Source organism: Acaryochloris marina MBIC11017, from assembly GCF_000018105.1.
GTDB lineage: Bacteria > Cyanobacteriota > Cyanobacteriia > Thermosynechococcales > Thermosynechococcaceae > Acaryochloris > Acaryochloris marina.
Genome location: NC_009929.1, coordinates 99,536 through 125,718 on the forward strand (window position 1 = coordinate 99,536; position 26,183 = coordinate 125,718).

21 protein-coding genes and 2 pseudogenes are annotated in these 26,183 nt (G+C 47.8%); 19 read left to right on the forward strand and 4 right to left on the reverse strand.

Translation table 11 applies throughout. The features are described from left to right. Positions 1-206: 206 nt before the first annotated feature. Positions 207-707: pseudogene (locus AM1_RS33955) on the reverse strand (DUF1993 domain-containing protein). 359 nt (positions 708-1,066) lie between these two features. On the opposite strand from AM1_RS33955, the gene AM1_RS33960 reads away from it, so the two are divergent. Then, positions 1,067-1,783, forward strand: coding sequence for a hypothetical protein (locus tag AM1_RS33960; RefSeq protein ID WP_012167743.1), 717 nt, complete (start codon positions 1,067-1,069; stop codon positions 1,781-1,783). A gap of 41 nt (positions 1,784-1,824) precedes the next feature. On the opposite strand, the gene AM1_RS33965 is transcribed toward AM1_RS33960, so the two are convergent. Then, positions 1,825-2,349, reverse strand: coding sequence for a hypothetical protein (locus AM1_RS33965; protein WP_012167742.1), 525 nt, complete (start codon positions 2,347-2,349; stop codon positions 1,825-1,827). 588 nt (positions 2,350-2,937) lie between these two features. Between AM1_RS33965 and AM1_RS33970 the strand changes: the two genes are divergently transcribed. After that, positions 2,938-5,292: an FdhF/YdeP family oxidoreductase gene (locus tag AM1_RS33970; RefSeq protein WP_041661391.1), complete on the forward strand. Its 2,355-nt coding sequence runs from the start codon at positions 2,938-2,940 to the stop codon at positions 5,290-5,292. A gap of 11 nt (positions 5,293-5,303) precedes the next feature. Continuing rightward, positions 5,304-5,783: a mechanosensitive ion channel domain-containing protein gene (locus AM1_RS33975; RefSeq protein ID WP_012167739.1), complete on the forward strand. Its 480-nt coding sequence runs from the start codon at positions 5,304-5,306 to the stop codon at positions 5,781-5,783. Here AM1_RS33975 and AM1_RS33980 read toward each other — a convergent pair. Further along, positions 5,745-6,185 (reverse strand): annotated as a pseudogene (locus AM1_RS33980) (IS6 family transposase); the annotation flags it as partial. The gene AM1_RS33975 and the pseudogene AM1_RS33980 sit on opposite strands and share 39 nt — an antisense overlap. Positions 6,186-6,962: 777 nt before the next feature. Here AM1_RS33980 and psbU point away from each other — a divergent pair. The 6 genes from psbU to AM1_RS42685 all read left to right on the forward strand — a co-directional run bounded on the left by psbU (position 6,963) and on the right by AM1_RS42685 (position 12,665). Beyond that, positions 6,963-7,385 (forward strand): photosystem II complex extrinsic protein PsbU, encoded by a 423-nt coding sequence (psbU, locus tag AM1_RS33985; protein ID WP_010478903.1) that lies wholly within the window; start codon positions 6,963-6,965, stop codon positions 7,383-7,385. 146 nt (positions 7,386-7,531) lie between these two features. Continuing rightward, a complete protein-coding gene (gene mreB, locus AM1_RS33990; protein WP_049783895.1) occupies positions 7,532-8,626 on the forward strand; it encodes a rod shape-determining protein in 1,095 nt (364 codons plus the stop codon). A gap of 265 nt (positions 8,627-8,891) precedes the next feature. Next, positions 8,892-9,911: a dihydroorotate dehydrogenase-like protein gene (locus tag AM1_RS33995; RefSeq protein ID WP_012167735.1), complete on the forward strand. Its 1,020-nt coding sequence runs from the start codon at positions 8,892-8,894 to the stop codon at positions 9,909-9,911. A gap of 126 nt (positions 9,912-10,037) precedes the next feature. Beyond that, positions 10,038-11,195 carry an ATP-dependent 6-phosphofructokinase gene (locus AM1_RS34000; protein ID WP_012167733.1) on the forward strand — a complete coding sequence of 386 codons (1,158 nt, stop codon included), beginning with the start codon at positions 10,038-10,040 and terminating at the stop codon, positions 11,193-11,195. Next, complete coding sequence (gene hypD / locus AM1_RS34005; protein ID WP_012167732.1) at positions 11,192-12,298, forward strand: hydrogenase formation protein HypD; 1,107 nt, start codon at positions 11,192-11,194, stop codon at positions 12,296-12,298. Before AM1_RS34000 ends, hypD begins: the two co-directional genes overlap by 4 nt. Positions 12,299-12,476: 178 nt before the next feature. Further along, complete coding sequence (locus tag AM1_RS42685) at positions 12,477-12,665, forward strand: hypothetical protein (protein ID WP_187152995.1); 189 nt, start codon at positions 12,477-12,479, stop codon at positions 12,663-12,665. 235 nt (positions 12,666-12,900) lie between these two features. Here the strand turns inward: AM1_RS42685 and AM1_RS34010 are convergent, their stop codons facing one another. After that, positions 12,901-13,386 carry an Hsp20/alpha crystallin family protein gene (locus AM1_RS34010; RefSeq protein WP_010478916.1) on the reverse strand — a complete coding sequence of 162 codons (486 nt, stop codon included), beginning with the start codon at positions 13,384-13,386 and terminating at the stop codon, positions 12,901-12,903. 194 nt (positions 13,387-13,580) lie between these two features. On the opposite strand from AM1_RS34010, the gene AM1_RS34015 reads away from it, so the two are divergent. The 10 genes from AM1_RS34015 to AM1_RS34060 all read left to right on the forward strand — a co-directional run bounded on the left by AM1_RS34015 (position 13,581) and on the right by AM1_RS34060 (position 26,177). Next, positions 13,581-14,591 carry a zinc-dependent alcohol dehydrogenase family protein gene (locus tag AM1_RS34015; protein ID WP_012167729.1) on the forward strand — a complete coding sequence of 337 codons (1,011 nt, stop codon included), beginning with the start codon at positions 13,581-13,583 and terminating at the stop codon, positions 14,589-14,591. A gap of 224 nt (positions 14,592-14,815) precedes the next feature. Then, entirely contained in the window at positions 14,816-15,532 is a 717-nt protein-coding gene (locus AM1_RS34020) for an ABC transporter ATP-binding protein (RefSeq protein WP_085945244.1), read from the forward strand. Further along, on the forward strand, positions 15,526-17,889 hold the full coding sequence (locus AM1_RS34025) for an ABC transporter permease (RefSeq protein ID WP_012167727.1): 2,364 nt from the start codon (positions 15,526-15,528) through the stop codon (positions 17,887-17,889). Before AM1_RS34020 ends, AM1_RS34025 begins: the two co-directional genes overlap by 7 nt. Before the next feature lie 13 nt (positions 17,890-17,902). Further along, the gene (locus AM1_RS34030; protein ID WP_041661392.1) at positions 17,903-19,393 is read left to right on the forward strand and encodes an efflux RND transporter periplasmic adaptor subunit; all 1,491 of its coding nucleotides are present in this window, start codon (positions 17,903-17,905) and stop codon (positions 19,391-19,393) included. 106 nt (positions 19,394-19,499) lie between these two features. Continuing rightward, positions 19,500-19,889, forward strand: a complete 390-nt coding sequence (locus tag AM1_RS34035; protein ID WP_010478926.1) for a hypothetical protein — start codon at positions 19,500-19,502, stop codon at positions 19,887-19,889. A 25-nt stretch (positions 19,890-19,914) separates the two neighbouring features. Further along, positions 19,915-20,355: a hypothetical protein gene (locus AM1_RS34040; RefSeq protein ID WP_012167725.1), complete on the forward strand. Its 441-nt coding sequence runs from the start codon at positions 19,915-19,917 to the stop codon at positions 20,353-20,355. Positions 20,356-20,384: 29 nt separating this feature from the next. Continuing rightward, positions 20,385-21,473 (forward strand): hydrogenase expression/formation protein HypE, encoded by a 1,089-nt coding sequence (gene hypE / locus AM1_RS34045; protein WP_012167724.1) that lies wholly within the window; start codon positions 20,385-20,387, stop codon positions 21,471-21,473. 193 nt (positions 21,474-21,666) lie between these two features. Next, positions 21,667-24,180, forward strand: coding sequence for a phosphoenolpyruvate synthase (gene ppsA / locus AM1_RS34050; protein ID WP_012167722.1), 2,514 nt, complete (start codon positions 21,667-21,669; stop codon positions 24,178-24,180). A 163-nt stretch (positions 24,181-24,343) separates the two neighbouring features. Further along, the gene (gene atpD / locus AM1_RS34055; protein WP_049783896.1) at positions 24,344-25,792 is read left to right on the forward strand and encodes a F0F1 ATP synthase subunit beta; all 1,449 of its coding nucleotides are present in this window, start codon (positions 24,344-24,346) and stop codon (positions 25,790-25,792) included. Then, positions 25,782-26,177: a F0F1 ATP synthase subunit epsilon gene (locus tag AM1_RS34060; protein WP_010476598.1), complete on the forward strand. Its 396-nt coding sequence runs from the start codon at positions 25,782-25,784 to the stop codon at positions 26,175-26,177. Before atpD ends, AM1_RS34060 begins: the two co-directional genes overlap by 11 nt. Positions 26,178-26,183 lie beyond the last annotated feature (6 nt).

Sequence of the window (26,183 nt, forward strand, 5' to 3'; positions counted from 1 at the left end):
AAAACTACCCTGGCTTAAGCTTTAATAAAACGCTATGATGGCCGCGCGCTCCTCATCAGCCACGACCGATACTATCGCTAAATGCCCTGTGGGAGCTACGACTTACCAGAAGCTCTGGAGACAGATCTGATGATCGACGATTTAGAGCAGCTTATTTGCTAGGAATGATACACCTATCGCTTCGATTGAATTGTCTAAGTATCTGGTTATCCTAGAAAGTCGAACTTACCAAGTTCAGCCCCAGAGTGCCTGAGGATGTTGTAGGCAGTCGTTACATGAAAGTAAACGTTGGGTTTAACAAAAGTGAGTAGGTAGGGTAAGCCAGAGAATTTATAGATTTCACCTCTGATGGGAAGGGATATGAGTTTATCCTTAGTACCATCAATTTGATCCGGTGTAAAAGTATTTAGGTAATCTACTGTTGTGCTTGACCGAGTGATTAGTTCCGGAAATTATGCTTCATTGTCTTCAATAGAAGGCGCATCCATCCCTGCAAGTCTAGCTACCCCTTTTCTAGCTACAGCTGATGCAATTTGAACTTGTTTTGATAAGGGAAACGTGTCAGGAAGGAGCCGGAAGTTGATCAGGGCACTAGGATCAATACCTTGACTCTCAGCATGGGCAGCTCCCTTCTCCAATATCCCAGCTAGATTATTGAGACACCGAATTAGCGGAGGTACCGAAGCGGTATACATCGACATCGCCATAGCGTTTCTATGCTCATTATTACTAGAACCATTCTTTCACTTGCATTATCCCCAACCTTAAGCAGGTTTGCTCTAGGTTCCTTTTTATATGCTTGAATTTTCGATACTATTAGTACGACTGGCTGCTTTGGGGAGAACCAAACAAAAGGTTTGTAGACTACATACTCCCTGCAGATCTATGGAGATATGGGTTTCGAGACCATCAAGAGCTTCGGTTAAGACCTCCATGTCGGTCAGAGCAGGCGTTGTAGGTAGTGGGGTAACGATAATTCTCGATCGTTTTGATCAACTGAGCCTGAATGTGTTAATTCACCAGTTCACTAGTGCACGCTATAGCCAGTGTCGTTCTATTTGGACTCATGGCTTTACGCTTTATCCTATTCAGTCTCTTGATTATGGGTGGGTACACCAGCAATAGCTTTGCCCAATTATCAACTCAGAAGACTCTAGATATTTACCGCTACCATGGGCTAAAACCCGCAATTGGTCAAGCGTCTAAAGATGGCATCTTTCAAGACTTCAAGTTGCAATCAGACAACCTAGCCAAAATTTGGGCTGATCCAGACGCTGAACAACATGAAGGCTTAGACAACAGCTGGGTTAAGAGCTTCATTGACCGTCAAGGGACTTTGCCCCATCTCAGCATTCAGTTCTCCCGAGAAGGGTATGGAGCCAATATCAGTATTGCGCCTAAAGGACTCATTCCAGAGCGGCTTCCCAAGCAGGGTCTTCTTACCTTTGAAGCCCGCTCCTCAGATCCAGTCTGTATTGGCCTTCGCCTGATGGAACGCGACGGTGAGGTGTGGGGATATGGTAACCCTGGACTCGAATATCAACCGCTTTGTGTCTCTCCTAATCAGGAGTGGACCCCTTTAAAAGTACCACTGAGTGCCCGACATCCAGGTTGGTTCCACTTTACTCACAGTGGCAATGTTGATCTAGGCAACCAAACTTTAGACGCAGATATCTTGGCTTTAGTGACGTTAGAACTGGGTCTTAAGGGAGAAGGACACTTGATACCTGGCCAAGCTGTTCTCGATATTCGGGATATACGCGTTCAACCAGATTCTCCGTAATTGCTGTACCAACCTACCTCCCGCATCTATAATTGACACGCTCATACATATTCGGGCACTGGGACCACATTCACAACAATGCGTGAACGTGGTGCAATACGTAGGCAATAGCGTTCATCTGTTTGGTCCCCTTGGGTGTCAGGATTGCGGATACTGCGTAGGACTGAGTCAAGAGCGGAGTATGTGCGGTTACCATCGACCACGAGCACCATTTGGACGTTACGTCCAGCAGCAAACATCTGTGGATTAACAGTGCCGATATCAAACTGTACCTGGCCATTGCGAATATCTTGCCAAATGACGTAAGTCCGCTTTAAGGGCGGATAGGCCCGAGAACCAATGCCGATGGTCAAGATGAGCAGGATGCCGAAGAAGACAATGGGGGGCGCAGCGGATGGGCTACTGCTAGCGGATAGGATGGCGATGGCGGCAGCGATCCAGAGAGCGATGAAAATCGCACCACCAACTGCATTCCAAAAGGCACGACGCTGCAGTTGACTTTTTTCAGATTGGGTCATTACAGGATTTTCTTGCAAAGCTGTTTTCATCAATTCTGAGCGCGTCATTGTTTTATTCCACCTTAGTTAGTTCTCTAATCCCCACGCTTGTACAAATGGATTCTTTTGACGAGGTTAATTTATATGCTCTTTCTAGATAAAGAGCATATAAAGGGGTGAAAGTATTGTAAATTTGTTGATTTGCTTCAAAGGGGGACATGCAGATCGGACTTATTGAGAGAATATCAAAATATTGAGAATGGAGAAGATCTGATCTTAGTGTTCGTCAACGGCTGTTTCCATACCCAAAGAAACATGTACCGAAAAATATTCACCAAATCAGTCAGTAGCTACAGCACTGCTTCCGTCAAACCAATGCAGGAGTAAGGAAACATGGCAAAATTTACATGTGGTATTAGGCTTACAAGCTAAGATTTCAGGTTATTTTTGATAAAAACCCGAAATCACTTGACTGATACTCATGCACCTCGGTTATGAGATACTGCATGGATAGTGAGGAGTTTTAATATCAGTAGGTTCTGATTGTGCAACTTAGCTGGTAGAGATTTTAACCCAACCAGTTGATTTGATTAAGAAGGAAAGACAAATCCAACTGTCGTCTCAGTAAACCTTGGGAATCTCAAGGAGCAGCAGAATATGGCAGAGCGAAAAATGTCTGGCAGTCAAAGCTTCAAACCCTCAGAGAGAGTAACTGAGCTAAATACCTCCTCAACCCAAATTCCGAAAATGGGCGGTGGGATGCCCCTCGTCAGGTATTGGGTTGATAAGATGGCATCCCCCAAGGGTGTTCAAATTTGGAAAAAACTGATGCACAAGAGTGCATGTCTATCTTGTGCCTGGGGCACAGGTGGGCAAAAAGGCGCTTTCATGAACGAGCTTGAGGAGCCCTTACAGCGATGTGTGAAAAGCTTGGAGGCCATCGCCTCGGAACTCCAACCGGGGGTGAAACCCCACTTCTTTGAAGAATACCCTCTATACCATCTGCAGACACTCACCTCAATGGAGTGTGACCGCTTGGGTCGGCTGAGTTTTCCAGTGATTTATCGAGCCGGAAAGTCACACTTTGAACCTATCTCATGGGATGAGATTTATCAGATCGCTGAGACAGCATTTAAATATCCACCGCATCGGGTTGCGTCCTATAGCTCTGGTCGCTCCTCTAATGAAGCTGCCTATCTGTTGCAATTAATGATCCGAGCCTTAGGGTCAAATAACCTCGCGGACTGCTCTGACTTATGCCATGCCCCTTCATCCGTCAGCCTAAGCACTGTCTTTGGGACGGGTACTTCCTTGGTGAGTTTGGAGAGTTTACAGCAAGCTGATGGCATTGTTTTAGTGGGGTCTAATGCTCCTGCAAACCATCCCCGGTTAATGAATGAGTTGATCAAGCTAAATGAGCGCGGGGGGACGGTGATTGTAATCAATCCCCTACGAGAAGTGGGTTTAATGAAATTTGGCTCTCCCGCCTTTCCGCTATCATCTCTCGTCCAGGGGTCAAAGATTTCCTCCTTATTCCTACAGCCTGTTCCTGGTAGTGATTTAGCTCTATTCATGGGCATTCAGAAAGTACTGCTAGAGCGAGAATGGATTCAATTAGACTTTCTCCAGTCTCATACAGATAATTGGCAAGAAGTTGTTGAGCAAGTCAAGGCAACGGATTGGGCTACCCTGACCAACATCTGTTGTATTTCCAAAGAAGAAATTGAAACAGCTACTGAGATGATCCATCAGTGTGATCGCGTTGTCTTTGCCTGGGCTATGGGCGTCACCCAACAGACTAACAGTGTAGATACCATCTTCAGTATTGCCAACACTGCCTTGATGACGGGGAATGTAGGTAAGTTAGGGGCTGGATTGATGCCGATTCGCGGTCATTCTAACGTCCAGGGGTTTGGGTCGATGGGGGTGACCGTTCGTTTGAAAAAGGAAATTCGGGAAGCCTTAGAGAAACTATTGGGACAATCCCTGAAACGAGAACCCGGCTATGATGCCCGTGCGTTGATTGAAGCTGCAGATACAGGCCAAGTGGATGCCCTACTGTGTTTAGGTGGGAATCTTTATGCCGCGAATCCTGATTTAACACAAGCGAAACGAGCCTTGGGCCAGATCGATACCATCATTTACTTGGCCACTAAGCCTAATTTAGGTCATTTTCATGGGCTTGCCGACAAGAATACCCTAATTATTCCGGTCTATGCCCGATTTGAGAATCCTCACAAAACCACCACCGAATCTGGGAATAACTTCGTCAGACTCAACGATGAAGGTAGGACACATCTAAAGAATGCTGACCTCACTTCAGAAGTCGAATTTTTAACAGAGCTGGCTCATCGGTTGCATGGCAGCTCTCCCGTGGATTGGCGAAGGCTACAAGAGACCCGCTATGTTCGGCAACTGATCGCCCAAACCATTCCCGGATACGAAAAAATAGGTGAGATTGATCAGACCCAAGAAGAATTCACCATTTCAGGACGTATTTTCCTAGAACCCAAATTTCCCACTCGAACTGGCAAGGCTCAAATGCAGGTAACGCCTTTACCAACCTTGTCACTACCAACCAGGCAAGAGTTTGGAATAGCACATAACACACCATCGATTGTTGTGGCCTTGATGACTGGACGTAGCTATTCTCAACACAATACGGTGGTCTACAAAGAGGGTGATCGATACAGAGGCGTCCCGCATCGTTACTGTATTTTAATGAATCTCTTAGATGTGCAGCAACGGGGTTGGGTAGAACATCAACGAGTTAACGTGCGCGGAGATGCGGGCCAGCTAAACAATATTGAAATTATCATCGGTGATGTTCGGGAAGGGGCAGCATTGATGTTTTATCCTGAAGCCAACCTCCTTATGAAAGCAAGTATTGAGCCACGCTCGGGTACGCCTGCTTATAAAAGAGTACCAGTTGTAGTTTTTTCTGAAATGAGTTCCGGTTATTCCGATGATCCCCTAGCATCACAGGAGCACTCTGATGGATCTTCTGATTGATATCTAGACGTATGAAAAAAATTACAGAATTTCTTGAACCCCTCCAGCAAGTGCTGGCTAATCCCGTAATCGCCAGTATCTTGGAGGTCGTTCTAGGTGTCATTGTCATTGCAATAGATTTCCGCATCGCCAGTGCTTCATTACCGCGTTATGTTCGAGACTCAGATCGGCGCTATCGCATTCGTAAAACATTCAATTTCATCAGCTATATTTTGATTTTATTGTTTGCCGCGAGTGTGCTGAGTGATAGCCTAGGCCAACTCACGGTAATCTTCGGAGTGACGGGTGCGGGGATTGCCTTTGCTCTCCAAGAAGTAATTGCGAGTCTAGTGGGTTGGGCAGCGATTTCATTGGGCCAATTCTATAAGCCAGGGGACCGGGTTCAGCTTGGCGGTATCGTCGGTGACGTGATTGACATCAGCATTCTACGAACGACGCTAATGGAATGCGGAGACTGGTTCTCCTTCAGGGATACGTTCTTCTTCCTTTAACCGCTCAACAGCAGGGGGATACGCTGGATTTTTATCCACATTGATCACCCGAGGTTCATGGGTATGAACCGCATTGAGTGCTTTGGCCAGAAAGCGCTTTGCAGCCTTTGCATCCCGCTTTGCTGTGAGTAAAAAGTCGAGCGTGTAGCCATCAGAATCAACCGCTCAATTAAGGTATCGCCACTTTTTGCGGATTTTGATGTAAAATTCATCGACTCTCCAGGAGCCATTGGTAGGCTTGAGATGTCTGCGACAGCACTTGTCCAGCTCAGGGGAATATTTGAGAACCCACCGATTGATGCTGCTGTGATCAACCTCTAATCCTCGCTCAAACATCATCTCTTCTAAATCTCGATAGCTGAGGGGAAAACGGCAATACAAGCGGACATTAAGCAGGATGATCTCAGATTGGGATTGGTATTGACGCTATTTAAATAGGTCAGCAGTTTTCATCGATAGGAGAGAAAAGAAGTACAGCCTACTAGATTACGATTGGTTCTCAGCTCAGACTCTATTTTTGCGACACAACTGCTTGATGAGTGTCTTAATGCGCTTTCGTAGTGCTATATCGCAATATCCTTTGTTTTCGAATAAAGAAGTGAGGTGTTCTCACCAAACTTCCAAAAAGTGAAAAAGAAAAAGTGAATAGGTCAATCATTAAACACTTTTCTTGAGAACTTAGTTTTACTTGAAACGTAAATTAACTATCCTGCTTAAGCCTCCGGTTTAACCGGAGGACTCGTAAGGTTTAACCTTTACCGCGGTCATAGCCTCATCCGAAAATTTGGGTGTTGCAAACCCCACAAGCTTTAGCCTTACAGTACGACTTCAGTGTGACAACAGCGTGTTATGGAGATGTGCTGCCGTCAATATCAAAAGTGAGAGTTTATGATCAGTGATTAAAATCCCCTTTAAAGGGTTCTTCCAACCCTCCGGTTTTACCGGAGGTGTTTGACTATCCACTTTTTCAAGTAAAGAATATTTTTCTGAATAATCATTTACTTATACCTCCTCATAAAGTTCTCACAATATTTCCACACTATTAAGTAGCAAGTCAAAGAAGTTCGAGCATGAAGGCTCTTCACAGATTCCCTCAAGCTTAGAGGACTATTAAAACATACAAAACTGTATTCGCTAAATATCTGCTATCTCTATACATCAGATAAAGGAGCAAGGATTATGAAGCACTTTCGTAAACAGTTGTTAGTTTTTGGTCTAGTGATACTGACATGTATGGGAATGACATTTAGTTTTCAAGTACCTGTTTACGCAGGAGAAATATTAGAACAGCCGATTAATTCTGTTCAAGTCTCAGACCCACAGTCAATACCAAGCAAAGAATCCTGTATACCCATTGGTGAAAAAATTGATTTAAACAACGCAAACGCATTAGCCTTTAAGGATTGCCCAGGCTATTATCCAACGCTTGCTAAAAAGATAATTAACAATGGACCCTTTGAGACTGTTGACGAAGTCCTCAATATCCGAGGTTTAAATTTAAAGCAGAAACAACTCCTTGAAGATAAGCTGGACTTTTTTACCGTATCTGAACCTAAAACTGATCTCGCTACTCGAATGCCACCTCGTCCCATGATGCGTTAGCTGACTTGTAAGCAGGGTAGTTAAGAACAAGGACATGAAGGCGTAAAAACTGACGTCATTGAATTGTTCTAGCTAAATATCTTAAACATTCTGAGAACTACCCATTTCGATTTCTGACGATAACAATCACAACTCAATCTTTTCCTATGAACTATGCACTATCTCCCCCAGATAAATGGTTCACGACCACCCCCCAACCACTTTTTGACTCCTGGTGGAAAACTCTTAAAGCTTTACGTCCTCTGAATAACGCTCTTGGGATAGATCTGGGAACTTCCAATACTTTGATTTATAGCCCCATCGAAGGGGTTGTACTCAATGAAGCCTCAATTATTGCCATCAATCAATTGACTCAAACTCCAGTTTCTGTGGGCAATACTGCTAGACAGTTGTTAGGACGTACTAGCACACCAGTAGCAGTATTACGTCCCGTCAGAAATGGGGTTATAGCAGACCTCAAACTGACCCAGATCATGTTGCAATCCTTCATTCGCAAAGCTCAACAGGGAACCCGAATCTTTCGCCCTCGCCTCGTCCTTGGCTGTTCTTGTGGTGCAACAAGTGTAGAGCGCGAAGCTTTGACTGAAGCAGCTTTGGAAGCAGGCGCAAGAGACGTTGTTCTGATTGATGAACCCATTGCTGCAGCTTTGGGGATAGGACTGCCAATTACGAAACCAAAAGGTAACCTCATCATTGATATTGGTGGTGGTACTACAGAGATGGCGGTTATATGCTCTTCTCAAGTCATTGATAGTCAAGTCATTTCCATAGCAGGAGATAGTTTTAATCAAGCCACCGTTGACTATCTCAGACAAACCTTCCAGGTCCATATTGGGGAATTGACAGCCGAAAGTCTCAAAATTCAATTTGGTTCTGCTTCGGACTCGGCCTGTAATGATACGCCAATGGAAATTTTAGGGGTTAATGTGGGGTCGGGATTACCCCAACGACTAGAAATCAATAGTGGTGAATTGCGGGATGCCATATCCATTCCGTTGCATAAGATATCGGTAGCTCTACTCAACTTTCTGGAAAGGACCCATCCTGAGTTAGTTAGCGATATTGCTGAGCGAGGAATCATGGTAACGGGAGGTGGGGCTTTACTCTCCGGCATTGATACGTTTTTTCAAGATTTGACCCATCTACCTGTTCATATCTCCCCCAATCCATTAAACAGCGTTGTTTTGGGAACAGGCAAGATTCTTGAATATGAGCATCAATCCAGCTACAGCTTCGCTTAAGCAGATTGAATCAAGCTATTTGATAGGGGTTATATCCCAATACAGTTGAACTATTTGAATTAAGGACTGATTGCTAACTCAGGTCATCTTCAGTCTTATCAATCGTCCACAACATGCACAGCTTTATGGAGTGCTCTTTATACCAATGGGTGATGGGATTTCTTCATACTATCCTCAAACTCAATGCTTAGTTTATAGAGCGGTTTATCCTGCATCGATATCGCTGGTAACCGTTAGATCGTTCCACCTTGCAGGAGGCTAACAGATGGATTTAAGTACGACGTATTTAGGGACGAGACTCCGTTCTCCCCTTGTGGTTGGGGCCTGTGCGCCATTATCAGAAAAGATTGATCATCTACGTCATATGGAAGATGCAGGCGCTGCCGCTATCGTTTTGCACTCACTGTTTGAAGAACAATTACGTCAAGATCGGCTTGGGTTTCATCATCATCTCACCCACGGCACCGAAAGTTTTGCAGAAGCCCTCTCCTATTGTCCAGAACCTGACGTCTTTCATGTGGGGCCAGAGCAGTATCTTGAGCATATCCATCAAGCCAAAGCCATCGTTGATACTCCCATCATTGCTAGTCTGAATGGGGCGACTATCGGGGGATGGACAAACTACGCTAAAAAAATAGAGGAAGCTGGTGCCGATGCCCTTGAATTAAATATTTACACCGTCCCCACTGAGATGGCGATTGCAGGGGCAGAAATCGAGCAAAGCTATATTGATATCGTTCATACCGTTACTTCCACAGTTAATATTCCAGTAGCTATTAAGCTCAGCCCTTTCTTTAGCAATCTAGCTTATATGGCAAAACGGTTAACGGATGCAGGGGTGAATGGCCTTGTCCTTTTTAATCGTTTTTATCAGCCAGATATCGATATAGAAACCCTAGAAGTCAGGCCCAATCTACTGCTCAGTACACCACAGGATATAAGATTACCGCTACGTTGGATCGCCATTCTCTACGGAACGCTGCCTGTGGACTTTGCCGCTACGAGCGGTATTCATACAGCAGCAGATGTCTTGAAAATGATGATGGTTGGAGCCAACGCCACGATGCTGGTGAGCGTCTTAATCCGGCACGGCATCGATCATCTTCGCACGCTTGAGCATGCCCTATGCCAGTGGTTAAAGGAGCATGAGTATGAGTCGATCCAGCAACTTCAGGGGAGTATGAGCCAGGTTAATTGTCCAGACCCCAGCGCATTTGAACGTGTTCAATATATTGAAGCTTTGCAAACTTATCATTCCTTAGGATTGATGCCGATGAGGGTCTAAAGCTTTCAAAGAGACACTCAAGCTAAACGATCTAAATCTTGATTGAGACGGTCAACTGACCCTTCAAAATTCATCCCTTTCTGATCAGTCTGTTCTTGTTTTGAAGCCATTGTTTCATCCATTTCTATGCACCAAGTTAAACGGATCGGTATCCTCACCAGTGGTGGTGATTGTCCTGGGCTTAATGCCATTATTCGGGCAGTTATTAAATGTGCGACTCACAAAGGGTGGGAGGTGTTTGGCATTCCCTATGGCACCCAAGGCTTTATTAATCTTGAATTAGGACACTGTACTCCTGAGGACCTGAGGTTAAAAGAGCATGGATATGATGTCCCAGGATTGTTAGGGGGATTAGATATTTTGCAATTCCTCAGTGGCAGTATCTTGGGGGCATTAAACAAAGGCAATCCGAGTGATCCAGCGATCTCACAAGAAATTTTGCAGGGTTTTCAACGATTGAATCTTGACGCACTGATTGCCATTGGTGGGGATGGGAGTTTGGATATTATTGACGACCTTGCCCAGAAAGGGCAGTGGCGGTGGGTGGCAATACCAAAAACCATCGATAATGATGTGCCCTTTACTGAAATTTCATTGGGTTTTGATACTGCCGTTAATACCGTTACAAGATCACTCTACGATCTCACATTCACGGCAGCGAGCCACGATCGAATCATGGTCGTTCAAGTGATGGGACGTGATGCCGGACATTTGGCACTCCATTCAGGAATCGCAGGGGGCGCAGATGTAATTTTAATTCCAGAGCTAACCCCAAGCTTGAACCCGTCCGTGATTGATCAAGTGTGTCGTCAAATTGCCGTGCTTCGACAAGGTGGCCGCCGTTTTGCTTTAGTCGTGATTGCTGAAGGTGTGCGCAGACCAGATGGTCAAAAAGTCGCAAGCATTTGTGACTTTTTAGCTCAACAGATTCAGGTTCAAAGTCAGACGTTATGTTCGTCAGGTAATCCTAAGTTCTGTAGTCTTCAAGAAGTGGATTCTCGGGCAATCATTTTGGGGCATATCCAGCGAAGCGGGGTGCCTACAGCCTTTGATCGTTTATTGGCAGCTCGCTTTGGTAGGGAAGCCGTTGATCTTATCTCTCAACATCATTACAACCGTCTCGTGGTTTGGGAGAACGGCGAAGTTGCGAGTAAACCCTTAACGGAAGTTATCCCCAAAATCAAGGATTGTCATCGAGAGAAAAAATGTCCAGATCCAGTTGATCCACAAGGGGGATTGGTGCAGACGGCTAAGGAATTAGGGATTTATGTTGGAACATCATGAAGTTTGTCGATGAGTATCGAGATCCTGACTTGATCAAGTATTGGGTACGCGAGATTGATCATCTGGTAACACAGCCTTGGACCATTATGGAAATTTGTGGTGGGCAAACTCATACGATTGTGAAGCATGGAATTGATCAACTTTTACCAAAAGCGATCACCTTGATTCATGGGCCAGGATGTCCCGTCTGCGTGACACCAGTAGCATTAATTGATGATGCAATTACACTAGCCAAAACCCCTGGAGTGATGCTCTGTTCTTTTGGGGATATGTTGCGAGTACCCGGAACTAAGGGGGATCTGTTATCTGCAAAGGCACAAGGCGGAGTGGTACGGATAGTGTATTCATCCTTAGATGCCCTGAAGTTAGCTCAAGCCAATCCAGACCAACAAATTGTGTTCTTTGCGGTGGGGTTTGAGACAACGGTACCAGCAACAGCGATGGCGGTATATCAAGCCCATCAGCTAGGGATATCTAATTTTTCAGTCCTCGTAGCCCACGTCTTGGTCCCACCAGCGATGGAAGCAATTTTGTCTGCACCAAACTGTTTAGTACAGGGATTTCTAGCAGCTGGGCATGTGTGTACGGTGATGGGGTATACAGCCTATGAGGCGATCGCAACTCAATATCACACCCCAATTGTAGTGACGGGATTTGAGCCCGTTGACATTCTGCAAGGTATCTACCGCTGCATCCATCAACTGGAAGTCGGCAAAGCAGTGGTGGAGAATCAATATTCTCGTGTGGTTCAATCCAACGGAAATTCTGAAGCGCAACGACTGATGGCGGATGTATTTGTGACTAGTGATCGTCAATGGCGAGGTCTAACGAGCATTCCCAATAGTGGTCTAAAGTTACGCCCCAGGTATGCCTATCTGGATGCCCAGGCACTTTTACCCGCAAATTCCAGTACTTCAGATTGTGTTGCTCCTGCCCCTGAGAGCGATTGCATCAGCGGCAAGATTCTTCAAGGGGTTCTAAAGCCACCTGATTGTCCTGCCTTTGGTCATCAATGTACACCAGAGCACCCGCTTGGTGCCCCCATGGTGTCCTCTGAAGGCGCTTGTGCGGCCTACTATCGATATCGTCAATTTAGGGTTTAAGGCAGTTATCTTCACTGCAACACTAGACTCATAAGATCTTCAGCATTGCTTCATATTCTGAAGTTAGAGAGAATCTCAGCTTTTTAGATTGTAGTTGAGAGCACATATTCAATGTTGAAGGATGTTGCTGCTTCTATCAAGGGGGGACACATACCCTCAACTACAGGAGGTGTTGATAATGATACCGACAGAAAAGCCATCCAATTCAAAACGGGCAAACGCTAAATCCAAGAAATCGAAGCATCGACGACGTAAAGAAATATACCGACAAAAGTTAGTCAGTCTTGGCGTACCTCAAAAGCCATTGCAATCTCGTTTACCAGAATCCACTCATGAAAAATTGAGTGATTGGGAAGCAGCATCTTAAAGAGTGACTTACCAAAATCTTTAGTCACTCAGGCTATTCAAGAGATATTTCCTGCATCTTCGGGTACCTAGTACTCATTCTATTGTTCGAGGCTGATGGGAAGCTGGCCTGCATCTGAAACATGAATTTACGGGAGTGGCAACAGTTCCCGTGGGTAATCGGTAGAAAATAGCACTGTGATCGCATCTCGAGAAAGGAGATACGATCACAGCCTCACGAAACAGCAATAGATTGTCTAGCTAACTTCCACTTTTACAGACTTTTTCATATCCTCTTCAGACTTCGATAAGGTGAGACTCAAGACCCCATTGTTGTATTCTGCTTGAACGTTATCGGTCTTAATAGGACTAGGCATGGGGATAACGCGTTCAAATTTTCCATAGTGGAATTCAGATCGAACGGTCCCTTCTGACTCTGCTTCAATTTCAGTCTTGCGTTCTCCTCGGATATAAACGGCATCTTTGGTGACTTCAATATCAAGATCCTTAGCATCAAGACCAGGAAGTTCAAATTTGAGATGGATTTCTTGATCAGTTTCGTCCATTTCTGCGGATGGCATAAAGGTAAGACTCTTTTCTCCATCGCTCTTAGAAATTGGCATTAACCGTCCAAACATCCGATCCATCTCTCGTCGCCAGCTTTCTAGTTCCTGGAAAGGTTCCCAACCTAATGGATACATGCGCTCAAAACTACGGAACGGATCACGAAGGACAATAGACATCATTACGCCTCCTCGCTATTACGACTGTTTTGGGGGCTCCCCACAGAAGTTTTATAAAGCACCGTTATGTTTGAAACGATTGGGGAGTCATCTCCTTCTACTTTGAATTTAAAAAATAAACTTGATGAATTTGTGAAGGTTTCCCTGCATCAACAGTATTGAGAGATATACATCTAGCCTTAAAGGAATCAGCAATGCGAGCAATGCAACTAGATGCCCCTGGTCAACTTCTTAGGTTGGTAGAACGCCCCATCCCCACCCCTAATCCTCACCAACTTCTATTGCGGATTCATATTTGTGGGGTTTGTCGAACCGATTTACATATTGTTGATGGCGAGCTGCCAGACCCAAAACTACCGCTTATTTTGGGACATCAGATTGTGGGTACTGTGATTGAACTGGGTGAACAAGTGACAGGATTCAAACAAGGCGATCGCATTGGTGTTCCCTGGTTGGGACGAACCTGTAACTGCTGCCGATACTGCCTTTCAGGCCGGGAGAATCTTTGCGATCAAGCCCGGTTTATGGGCTATAACCTAGACGGTGGTTTTGCTGAATATGCAGTGGCCGATGCCCAGTTCTGCTTTCCCATTCCTGAAGAGTATCCTGATCAACAGGCAGCCCCACTACTCTGCGCAGGTCTCATTGGCTATCGATCCTATCGCATGGTGGGCAAGGCCGAACGGATTGGTTTCTATGGCTTTGGCGCAGCGGCCCATATCTTAATTCAGGTGGCCAATTATCAAGGACGTCAGATCTATGCTTTTACCCGACCTGGGGATATGCAAGCACAGCAGTTTGCCCGTGAACTTGGGGCGGTATGGTCCGGGGGATCTGATGAAAGTCCACCCCAAAGCCTAGATGCTGCGATTATTTTTGCCCCTGTCGGGTCTTTGGTGCCAGCGGCCTTGACGGCTGTCACTAAAGCAGGGGTGGTGGTTTGTGCCGGTATTCATATGAGTGATATTCCTAGCTTTCCTTACAAAAGTTTGTGGGAGGAACGTTCTATTCGCTCAGTGGCCAATCTCACGCGCCAAGATGGGGAAGAATTTCTGACTTTAGCCCCTCAAATTCCCATTCAAACGCAAGTCCAGGCTTTTCCGCTGAGTACTGCCAATGAGGCACTGTCGGCATTGAGGAATGGAAAGGTGACTGGAGCCGTAGCTTTAGTAATGACTGATGAGTCAGGTCAAAAGGACTTTTAGCGTTTGAGGCTTCCTCACGTCCGAGAACGCTAATCCTTTGAGAAAGTTGTGAGTGTCCTTGCTACTTCACAACTTTCTCAAGCTTGGAATCTAAGTTCAAACTAATGTGCCAAAGAGTTTTTACATGCCGAGCCAGGGATATTACGGAAATAAGTCTTGTCGTGACGATGGTTTTAGCCATGTCTCAGCCTTCACAAATCTCTAACAACAAAGGCAGCTCCTTGATGTCTCTTGCCAGTACAAGTCTTTTTAAAGTGAGGGGGGTGACTAAAACCTATGTCATGGGTGAGGTGACGGTTGAGGCCCTCAGATCGGTGGATTTAGAACTTTTTGCAGGTGAATTCATCGTTTTACTAGGTCCTTCCGGTAGTGGGAAATCTACTCTACTCAATATTCTGGGGGGACTAGATGTGCCTTCCAGTGGTCAGGTGATATTTCAGGGGCAAGACTTAACCGCCGCTAATGATCGCACCCTCACCCGCTTTCGTCGCCAAAGTGTGGGCTTTGTTTTTCAGTTCTATAACCTTATTCCTAGTCTCACTGCTCGAGAGAATGTCGCTCTCGTTACCGAGATAGCCCCCCAGCCCATGCATCCTCGCGAAGCATTAGAACTGGTTCATCTCGGTGATCGTGTCAATCACTTTCCAGCTCAACTATCCGGGGGAGAACAGCAGCGGGTTGCGATCGCACGAGCGATTGCCAAACGCCCCCAAGTGCTGCTCTGTGATGAACCCACGGGAGCTTTGGACTTTCAAACCGGTAAGCTCGTCCTGGAAGCCCTCGCCCAAGTCAATCGGGAGTTAGGGACAACGACAGCCGTCATTACCCACAATGCTGGGATTGCCGCCATGGCCGATCGGGTGATTACCATGCGGAGTGGCGAGATAGTGGCTGTTCGAGAGAATGAACACAAAGTGAAACCGGGAGAGTTGGAGTGGTAGCCCTTGACCAAAAACTCCTTCGAGATCTCCGTCATCTCCGAGGACAGGTGATTGCGATTGCCTTAATCGTCGCCTGTGGAATTGCTTGTTTGGTGACCATGCTGAGCGCCTACGACTCCTTGCAGCTCTCACAACAGACCTACTATGATCGCTATCAATTTGCGGATGTATTTGCTCAGCTGAAGCGGGCACCGGATTCCCTTATAGAGCGAATTGCGGAACTACCAGGTGTGCAGCAGGTGCAGACGCGGGTGGTCGTGGATGTGAATTTGGATGTGCCTTCCTTACCGGAACCTGCAACTGGACGGTTGATTGCCATTCCTGAGCAGCAGACCCCGATGTTAAATGATCTGTTCATTCGTCAAGGCCAATATATTGAACCCGGACGACGAGATCAGGTTTTAGTCAGTGAGGTGTTTGCCCAAGCGAATCATTTAGAGCTGGGGGATACCTTGGGCGCCGTGATCAATGAACGGTGGCAGCAATTGCGGATTGTCGGGATTGCCTTATCACCAGAATATGTTTATGAAATTAGGGGAGTGGAGCTGTTCCCAGACAATCAGCGCTTTGGGGTGATCTGGATGGGGCGCGAGGCGTTGGGAACAGCCTTTGATATGGATGGAGCGTTTAATGATGTCGCCCTATCCTTGATGCCAAGCGCTAATCCGGCCAGTGTTATTTTCCGGCTTGATCAGTTATTGAAACCCTACGGAGGGCTGGGGGCTTACGAACGAGCTGATCAGATTTCCCATCAGTTTATCAACAGCGAAATCGAGAGCTTGGCAGCTACCGCAGTCATGGTGCCCTTTGTGTTTTTGGGGATTGCTGCGTTCTTGCTGAATCTGGTTCTTGCGCGGCTAGTGAGTACCCAGCGAGATCAAATTGCCGTTTTGAAAGCTTTTGGCTACGACAATCTCGCTGTGGGTTGGCATTACTTAAAGCTCGTCTTGGTGATTACCCTGCTTGGAGCCGGGTTAGGGACAATTGTTGGTATTGGTTTGGGGGCCGTTATTACTGAGAACTATGCCCGCTTCTATCACTTTCCGGTGCTGCGGTATCGAGCGGGCCTTCAGATTATGATCACTGCCATTGTTGTGAGTGGAGGGGCGGCTGTCCTCGGGACATTCACGGCAGTGAAACAGGCTGTATCTTTACCCCCCGCAGAGGCCATGCGGCCCGAGCCTCCAGCATCCTTTCGACGCACGATTATTGAGCGGATGGGAATGCAACAGTTTATCCCTCCAGTGGGGCAAATTATTCTGCGGAACCTAGAACGGCGATCGTTGCAGGCGAGTCTTTCAATTCTGGGGATTGCTGCTGCAGTAGCCATCCTCGTCATTGGTCGCTATTTCGAGGATGCCACCAACTACATGATCGAAGCCCAGTTTCGGCAGGTGCAGCGAGAAGATGTAACCCTGGTATTTAATGAACCGCTGTCCAGTCGCGCCCGTTATGAATTAACCCATTTACCGGGAGTAATGCAAGCTGAGCCCTTCCGGGCCGTTCCAGCTCGTCTACGATTTCAGCATCAAACCCACCTGAGTGGCTTGACAGGATTGGAGCCTCAAGGAGAATTACGGCGTCTATTAGACCAAGACTTCTACCCCGTACCTCTCCCTGATCAGGGGGTGGTCTTAACCACAAAGTTGGCTGAAATCTTAGGCGTAACGCCCGGTGATCCACTGACAGTGGAAGTTTTAGAGGGAGAACGCCCTACCCGGACAGTGCCAGTGGTGGGATTCGTCGATGAATTGATTGGTTTGGGGGCTTATATGGATATTCATGCCCTCAATCGATTAATGCGAGAAGGGCCAACCCTATCAGGAGCCTACCTGACCGTGGATGCTCACCACTTGGAGCAGCTCTATACCCAACTAAAACAAACCCCTGCTGTGGCTAGCGTGGCCTTGCGGGAGCGGGTGATTACTGAGTTTGAAAAGACCATTGGTGGCAGTTTTGCGATTTTCACGACCGTGTTGGTTATTTTTTCAAGTGTGATTGCCTTTGGGGTAGTCTATAACGTTGCCCGGATTGCGCTTTCAGAGCGCGACCGTGAACTCGCAACCTTGCGTATTATTGGGTTTACCCAAGGAGAAATTGCCGTCATCTTGCTCGGTGAGCAAGCCATCGTCACCGTTGTGGCGATTCCCTTCGGCTTTGCCTTGGGATTTGGCTTAGCGGCTCTGATTACTCGGGCCTACGATTGGGAATTGTTTCGATTCCCCTTAATTGTCACGCCCGCTAGCTACGCCTTTGCCTTTGTGATTATTTTTCTAGTAGCTCTGGGTTCTGGAGGATTAATTCGTCGTCAGCTCAACCATTTGGATTTAATTGCCGTGCTCAAAACCCGCGAATGAGGAGGAAGTTCCGATGCAACACAAACAACATCGCCCCTTAATCCCGTGGTTGCGCAGGCCGCAACAGAAGCCCACGGTGCCCTCCTCCCCTTACCCGCCAGGCGAAGGGTATTCTCCCCCTTCAACTCAACTTAAACCCCAAACCCCAAACCCCAAAACGCGCCTACCTCCCTGGAAGCGCCTCCCCCGTCGTCTTCCCTATTGGCTGTTAGGATTGGGCGTTGCGACCCTCGTGGCCCTTGCTTTTCGACCCACGCCAATTGCAGTGGACTTAGGCCAAGTTCAACGCGGTCCGCTCCAAGTCACCGTTGATGCTGAGGGTAAAACGAGGGTGCGAAATCGCTTTACGATTGCAGCCCCAGTGGCAGGACGTCTGGCCCGCATTGACTTGGATCCAGGCGATCCGGTTCAATCAGGAGCCGTCGTGGCTCGGATAGATCCCCTTCCTCTGACAACCAAGGTCAAAGAAGCCCAAGCTCGGTTGCAAGAACTGCGCGCCCAACTGGCAGGAGTGGAAACCCAGCGTCCTAAATCCGCAGCCTTGGCTCAAGCCCAAGCTCAGATTCGAGTGGCGATCGCCGCTAAACAACAGGCAGAGGCTCGGCTAGCGGATGCTAAAGCGGCCTTGGCTCAGGCCACTCGAGATCGCAAACGTGCCCAGGATTTGGAAGTGGCAGGAGCCCAGACTCGAAAGGTCCGTGAGGATGCTGAGTTAGCGGCAACCCAACGACAGCAAGAATTGGAAGTGGCTCAAAAACAGGTCCAAGGTGCGATCTCAACTGTCGCTGCCGCCCAAAAAGCGTTTTCTGTCCTCAAGGCCGAACAGCAAGATCCCGACTATTTATTAGAGGTCTATCGAGCCCAAATTTCCAGTACAGAATCCACCTTGGTTAATCTTGCGGATGAAGCACGTCGAACCGTTGTTCGAGCCCCCGTTGGAGGCAAAGTCTTTCGAGTACTGCAAGAAAGTGCGCGCTTTATACCAGCTGGTGAACCTCTCCTAGAGTTGGGAGATGCCAGACAATTGGAACTGGTAATTGACGTCCTCTCAACGGATGCCGTTAAGGTCAAACCTGGTGCTTTTATTCAAGTTGACCATTGGGGTGGCCCTCACACCCTCCAAGCCCAAGTGCGCTATGTTGAGCCCTCAGCCTTTACAGAAGTGTCCGCTTTGGGAGTAGAAGAACAGCGCGTCAACATTATTGCTGACTTTATTCCCCCTCCTCGATCCTTGGGAGATGGCTATCGGGTCGAAGCGCGTATTGTTGTCTGGGAGGACAAGGATGCACTCAAGGTACCCGTGAGTGCATTATTCAGATGTGAGAATCAGAAATGGTGTGCCTTTGTGGCAGAGCAGGGAAAGGCCCAGCGACGTCAAGTGATCATCAGCCAACGCAGTCAGCGAGAAGCAGCGGTGAAGAAAGGACTAGAAGTCGGTGAAAAAGTCATTCTTCATCCCACGGAGCAGATCAAGGCGAACCAACGCATTCACAGTAGAAGCTAGCGTTGCCCTCACGAATTCCTCAAGGGAATTTCATACCTTTGAAATAGAGAGCTTCAGCGTTGGGTTCAACCCTGAAGAGCTGCATTGTCTAGAAATCAATGAAGTCATGGAATATCTCTACTTCTTTGATAACGCCAGTCTTACGATCCGGGTGATCGAGTATCTACAGCAATGCAGAGGATTGTCGTTAGACCTGGTAACCGTTATTTATTTGTCTGGTGGATGGTTGATGCGGATTAAGTTCAAAGAATGGCTCGCCCCCAAAACAGCAACGAACGTTCGGGCCGTCATGGATGAGTTTGGATATGCTTGTATGCCTTCCCCAGCGATGATGGCCGCGTTGAAAAGTCTTGTGGATGGGCAATCGCCAGCAGCTGTGATGCAGCGCTTTCGGATTGCCGTCGTTACCCATGGCCCACCGAGTCGAGAAGAGATTGAAGCCTTTCAACAGCAGTTTATCCTACAGTCAGGCGCTTATCCCAAAAGTCTGCGGTAGGGACCATGAGGGAGGTAACAGTGTGATGATGAATATTAAGCTCAACCAACACCCAGAACCATTCCAGCCAGTGACGGATCCTTGGCAGGGTACCCTGGTGCAATCGATTCCCCAGCACCCATCTGAGACTCCTACCGTTCCATGGAACTTACAGGCGATACTGAGTCCGACTGGCATCCCTGATGCACCGGCTTTATCGGCTGGCGTTCGTGAGAAAAGCCCTACGGTACAATTTTTACTTCGATGGGGTTTGAAACTTTCCCCCACCGATCATTCGGTCGCAGGACTCAGAGATGCCTTGGCCCTTCTCCTGTGGCAGGCATCCATCTGCCAACTCTCTCAAATACTGATTGAAGAGGAGTTGAGACTCAACGTGTTTGGCCAGGATAAACTCAAGACCCAAATCGAAAAGGCACTAGCTCTCCTCTTTTGGCTGGGACAAAGTGATGCGATGATGCCCGCCTAAACTGTTCCTGCAATTATTGGACATCGCCCATGCCCATCGATTCTATCTCTTGCCCTATCCCCATCGAGCAATATCCCCAGGTTTTGTTAGCTCATGGTGGAGGGGGTAAGCTGATGCATCAGCTGATTGAGCAGATGTTCGGGCGTCTATTCCAATCGGAAGATCGTCACCACCATGATGCTGCGGTCCTTGGTGTCCCACCGGGACGACTCGCGTTGACGACCGACTCCTATGTGGTCCATCCCCTATTTTTCCCAGGAGGGGATATTGGTTCGCTAGCTGTCTACGGCACTGTGAATGATCTGGCGATGGCAGGGGCTCGTCCCCTTTACCTCAGCACCAGCTTTATTCTGGAAGAGGGACTCTCTATGACTACCCTTTGGCAAGTTGTGCAATCCATGCAACAGGCCGCCCACCAAGCTGATGTTCAGATCGTCACGGGTGATACAAAAGTGGTGGAACGAGGAAAAGGGGATGGTGTGTTCATTAATACGGCAGGTGTGGGGATAATTGAACATCACCAGACCATCCATCCTCAATCGATCCAGCCAGGTGATCTGGTCATCCTTAATGGTGACCTAGGCCGTCATGGTATGGCTGTTTTGGCGGAACGGGAAGGGTTGGAATTTGAGAGTGAAATCAAGAGCGATTCAGCTCCTCTGAATCATGTGGTGTTAGATCTGTTCGCCCATGGTGTCGAGCTGCACTGTATGCGGGATTTAACACGGGGAGGATTAGCGAGTGCCTTAAATGAGATCGCTTTGGCAACTGGGGTTGCGATCTCACTGGATGAAACCTGTATTCCTATCCGAGAGGACGTCCAGGGTGCCTGTGAAATTCTAGGATTTGATCCCTTGTATGTAGCGAATGAAGGCCGTTTCATCGCCTTTGTTCCACCACAATCTGTAGACTTAGCCCTTGCCAGACTGAATGCCCCACTGTCCTTCCCCTTATCTGGGCAGAGCGATACCCATCCTCAAATGAGACATCAGCATCCGGCACAGGTGATTGGTCAAGTCACAACCACCACATCCCCTCGGGTTACCCTAACCAACCGACTTGGTGTGGAGAGAATCGTTGATTTCTTAAGTGGGGAGCAACTCCCTCGAATTTGCTAAGTGATTGAGTCTCGTCAACGTAAATATACGAGTAGGACAATGCCCTGTTTCTGGTACTTGGATGCTCAGAAAATCCTCACAATTGAAGCGCTAACTATAGTTAGCGCCTTAAAAATTCTGATGTAAGTGATAGAGCGCCTTTAATTCACGCATTTATCTCAAACCAAATTCGAGATTCCTGGAGCTTAAATTCATGATTCACACAGAACCCCGCCTTTTCTCGGAAACCAGCCGTAAGCAAGCATTGATATTAGGTTTCGATGAGGTGGGCATTGCCGATATTCCCCTAGTTGGCGGCAAAAATGCCTCCCTAGGTGAAATGATTCAGCACCTGGTTCCTCTAGGCGTGAACGTCCCCAATGGCTTTGCCACTACCGCCTATGCCTATCGATATTTTATTCAGCAAGCAGGGATTGAAGCTCAACTCCGGCAGATTTTTACCGATTTAGATATCGAAGATGTCGATAATTTACGTCAGCGAGGACGACAGGCGCGCGCTCTGATTCTCCACACCCCCTTTCCCAAAGATCTGGAGCTAGCGATTTCCACCTCCTATTGCCAATTATGTGAACAATATGGCGTGGGCAATGTCGCTGAGAGTCGAGACTCCAAAACCCAAGAACGCCTGCAAGCCTACCATTACAACGTTGATGTCGCTGTCCGCTCTAGTGCTACAGCCGAAGACCTACCCGATGCGAGCTTTGCTGGACAACAGGAAACCTACCTGAATGTTCATGGCGTTAAGCAGGTTTTAGAATCCTGCCATAAATGCTTTGCTTCCATCTTCACAGACCGGGCGATTTCCTATCGCACCCTCAAAGGCTTTGATCATTTCCAGGTGGCCCTATCTGTGGGAGTGCAAAAGATGGTGCGCTCGGATCTAGCGTCTTCAGGGGTAATGTTCTCCATCGATACCGAAACTGGATTTAAGAATGCTGCATTAGTCACCTCTGCCTATGGTCTAGGTGAGAATGTGGTCCAAGGTGCCGTCAACCCTGATGAATTTTTGGTTTTCAAACCTACCCTCCAGGAAGGCTTAAGCCCCATTCTGAGCAAGCGATTGGGCAGTAAAGAAATCAAAATGGTCTATGACCTGGGGGGAAGTAAACTCACCAAAAATATTGCTGTCCCTCAATCTGACCGTGCTGAATTCTCGGCTAATGATGCGGAAATTCTCACCTTGGCACGTTGGGTTTGCATTATTGAAGATCACTATTCCCAGGTTCGGGGTATGGATACCCCCATGGATATTGAATGGGCCAAAGATGGCCAAACAGGGGAGTTATTTATTGTTCAGGCTCGTCCAGAAACGGTGCAGTCTCAAAAGGTTGCTAATCGCCTATCATCTTATCGGATGACAGTGGATACTCGACCCGCTGCCCTGATTGAAGGTCGAGCCGTAGGCGATCGCATTGGCCAAGGTACAGCCCGAGTGATTGCTTCTGTCCAAGGCATTTCCGAATTTCAGGCTGGAGAGGTCTTGGTGACCAACCGCACCGATCCCGACTGGGAGCCAATTATGAAAAAGGCCAGTGCCATTGTTACAAACCAGGGGGGCAGGACCTGCCATGCAGCCATTATTGCCCGTGAAATGGGTATTCCGGCTATTGTCGGTTGCGGTACGGCTACAGAGGTTCTCCAAACAGGACAGGACGTCACGATCTCCTGTGCTGAAGGTGAAGCGGGACAAGTTTATCCGGGGCTCCTTCCCTTTGTCGTTGAGGAAACAGCTTTGGATGAACTCCCTCCGACCCGGACGCAAATCTTGATGAATGTGGGCAATCCTGATGAAGCCTTTGGATTGGCTGCGATTCCCTGTGATGGGGTTGGATTAGCTCGGTTGGAGTTTATTATTGCGAACCAGATCAAGATCCATCCCTTAGCACTTTTGAGGTATGACGAGTTGACTGACGTCGATGCCAAACTGATCATCGCCCAATTGACGTCCCACTATGATCATAAACCTGACTACTTTGTGGATAAACTGGCCCAAGGGGTGGGAATGATTGCAGCCGCTTTTTATCCCAATCCAGTGATTGTTCGCATGTCCGACTTTAAGAGTAATGAATATGCCAACTTAATCGGCGGACGACAGTTTGAACCCATGGAAGAAAACCCAATGATTGGTTGGCGGGGGGCTTCTCGCTATTACGACCCGAATTACCGTCAAGCCTATTCCTTAGAATGTCAGGCTCTGAAGCGTGTTCGTGATGAGATGGGACTGCGGAACGTGATTCCCATGATTCCCTTCTGCCGTACTCCTGAAGAAGGCCAGCAGGTCTTGAAGGAAATGGCCCAGCATGGTCTGCAACGGGGTGAAAACGGTCTTCAGGTGTATGTGATGTGCGAAGTACCCAGCAATGTGGTGCTGGCAGAGGAATTTGCAGAGGTGTTTGATGGCTTCTCCATCGGCTCCAATGACTTAACCCAACTGACCCTAGGACTAGACCGAGACTCTGCCCTCGTCGCCCATATCTTTGATGAACGTAATGCCGCTGTGAAGAATCTGGTACGCCAGGTGATCTCCGTTGCCAAGGCAAAAGGCCGCAAAATTGGCATCTGTGGGCAGGCTCCCAGTGACTATCCTGAGTTTGCCCAGTTCTTGGTGGAGGAAGGGATTGATTCTATTAGCCTTAACCCAGATACGGTGCTTAAAACTCGGCTGGCCATTGCCCAAGTTGAAGCCCAAACGACAACTACCCACTGACCTTAAATGCGGGCTAGCACCAGACAGTCAGAAGGTGATGGCATGCGGTGTCATGGAGCGTTGATTCCTTCCGGATGCCCTCACACTTTCCTCAAGATTCAGCACTAAAACTCGAATCAACGGTATCTACATCTTCTATGGGACACATTGCAGTTAGCAGATTATGCTTCAGTCTCCAGCGATATCTGTAGCGACATCCTATTGTCCTTGTCAGGGAAAGGTTGTCGCGATTAGGGGTAGCGTGGTTGATGTACACTTCTCCGATGAAGTGCCACCCCTCCGCCATTTATTGAGAGCAGGTCCCCAGGCTCAGATTGCAATAGAAGGACTCACTTACTTAAGCGCCAATCTCATAAGAGGGATTGCCCTCACACCTACCCAGGGATTAGCAAGGGGGGCACGAGTGATTGATACGGGACAGTCACTCCAGGTGCCCATCGGAGAGCATTTGTTGGGTCGTGCGTTTAACGTCTTTGGAGACCCCATCGATGGCCTGGGTCCTTTAAAGGGCATGAAGCGATCGCTTCATGGGCAGGCCGTCCCGCTGCATCAACGCACCACGGGGACCGATATTTTGGTTACTGGGATAAAAGCAATTGATCTGCTGGCACCATTGGAACGAGGGAGTAAAGCAGGGTTGTTTGGTGGGGCAGGTGTGGGCAAAACCGTCTTGATTACTGAAATGATTCATAACATTGTGAGTCGCTATGACGGGGTCAGTATTTTTTGTGGGATTGGTGAACGTTCCCGAGAAGGAGAAGAACTTTACCGCGAGATGAAAGCTGCTGGCGTGCTCAACAACACAGTGATGGTGTTCGGCCAAATGAATGAACCTCCAGGGTCTCGCTTCCGGGTTGGCCATGCAGCTCTGACCATGGCCGAGTACTTTCGAGACCAAGCCCATCGGGATGTTCTCCTGATGATTGATAATGTCTTCCGGTTCATCCAAGCAGGTTCAGAAGTGTCTGGATTGATGGGACAGTTACCCTCTCGAGTCGGTTACCAACCCACCCTCGCGACTGAACTAGCAGAATTAGAAGAACGAATCTGCAGCACGGCTCATGGGGCTATTACCTCTGTACAGGCTGTATATATTCCTGCTGATGACCTAACAGATCCCGCTGCCGTCCATACGTTTTCTCATCTATCGGCATCTATCGTTCTCTCTCGCAAGCGAACGAGTGAGGGATTGTATCCAGCAGTCGATCCGCTACAGTCAGGGTCCAAAATGTTGACGCCAAGTGTTGTCGGTCAACGCCATTATCAAGTTGCACAAGCGGTGCGTAAGACCTTGGCAGAATATGAAGACCTCAAAGACATTATTGCCATGCTGGGCTTGGAGGAACTGGCCCAAAACGAACGCCAAACTGTTTATCGGGCGAGACGGTTAGAGAGATTTCTAACCCAGCCATTTTTCACAACGGAGCAATTTTCTGGCATTCCAGGGAAAATGGTCAGCCTGGATCAGACTTTAACGGGGTGTGAAGCCATTTTGGATGATAAATGTTCTGGCTTATCCGAACAAGCGCTGTACATGATTGGTGCTGTCGATGAGGCAGAGCTAGAGCACCAAGAGAGAGAAGCACAGGAGGTGGAGGAAATTGGCCAATAGTGGACGCCTGCACATCAGGATTTTTTTACCCCATGCCATCCTAATGGAGCAGCCAGTGATAAAGGTGACGGCCGAGTCTAAGCAGGGTGTATTTTGTCTATTACCCCATCACATCGACTGCTTAGCAATCCTAGTCCCTGGAATTGTCTCCTTAATTACGGAGCAGGGGAATGAATGTTTTGTGGCTGTGGATGAAGGCATTCTAGTGAAGTGTGGCCCAGAGGTGAGGATTTCGACTCGCAATGCTATCCAGGGAACCGATTTAGGCAGTCTAAAACAACAAGTTGATCAGCAATTCCGTCAAATTGATGAGAAGGAACGCCTCACGCGATCTGCCCTCGCTCAGCTAGAAGCAAGCTTGGCGCGTTACTTCAGTAGATTGTAAAGGCGG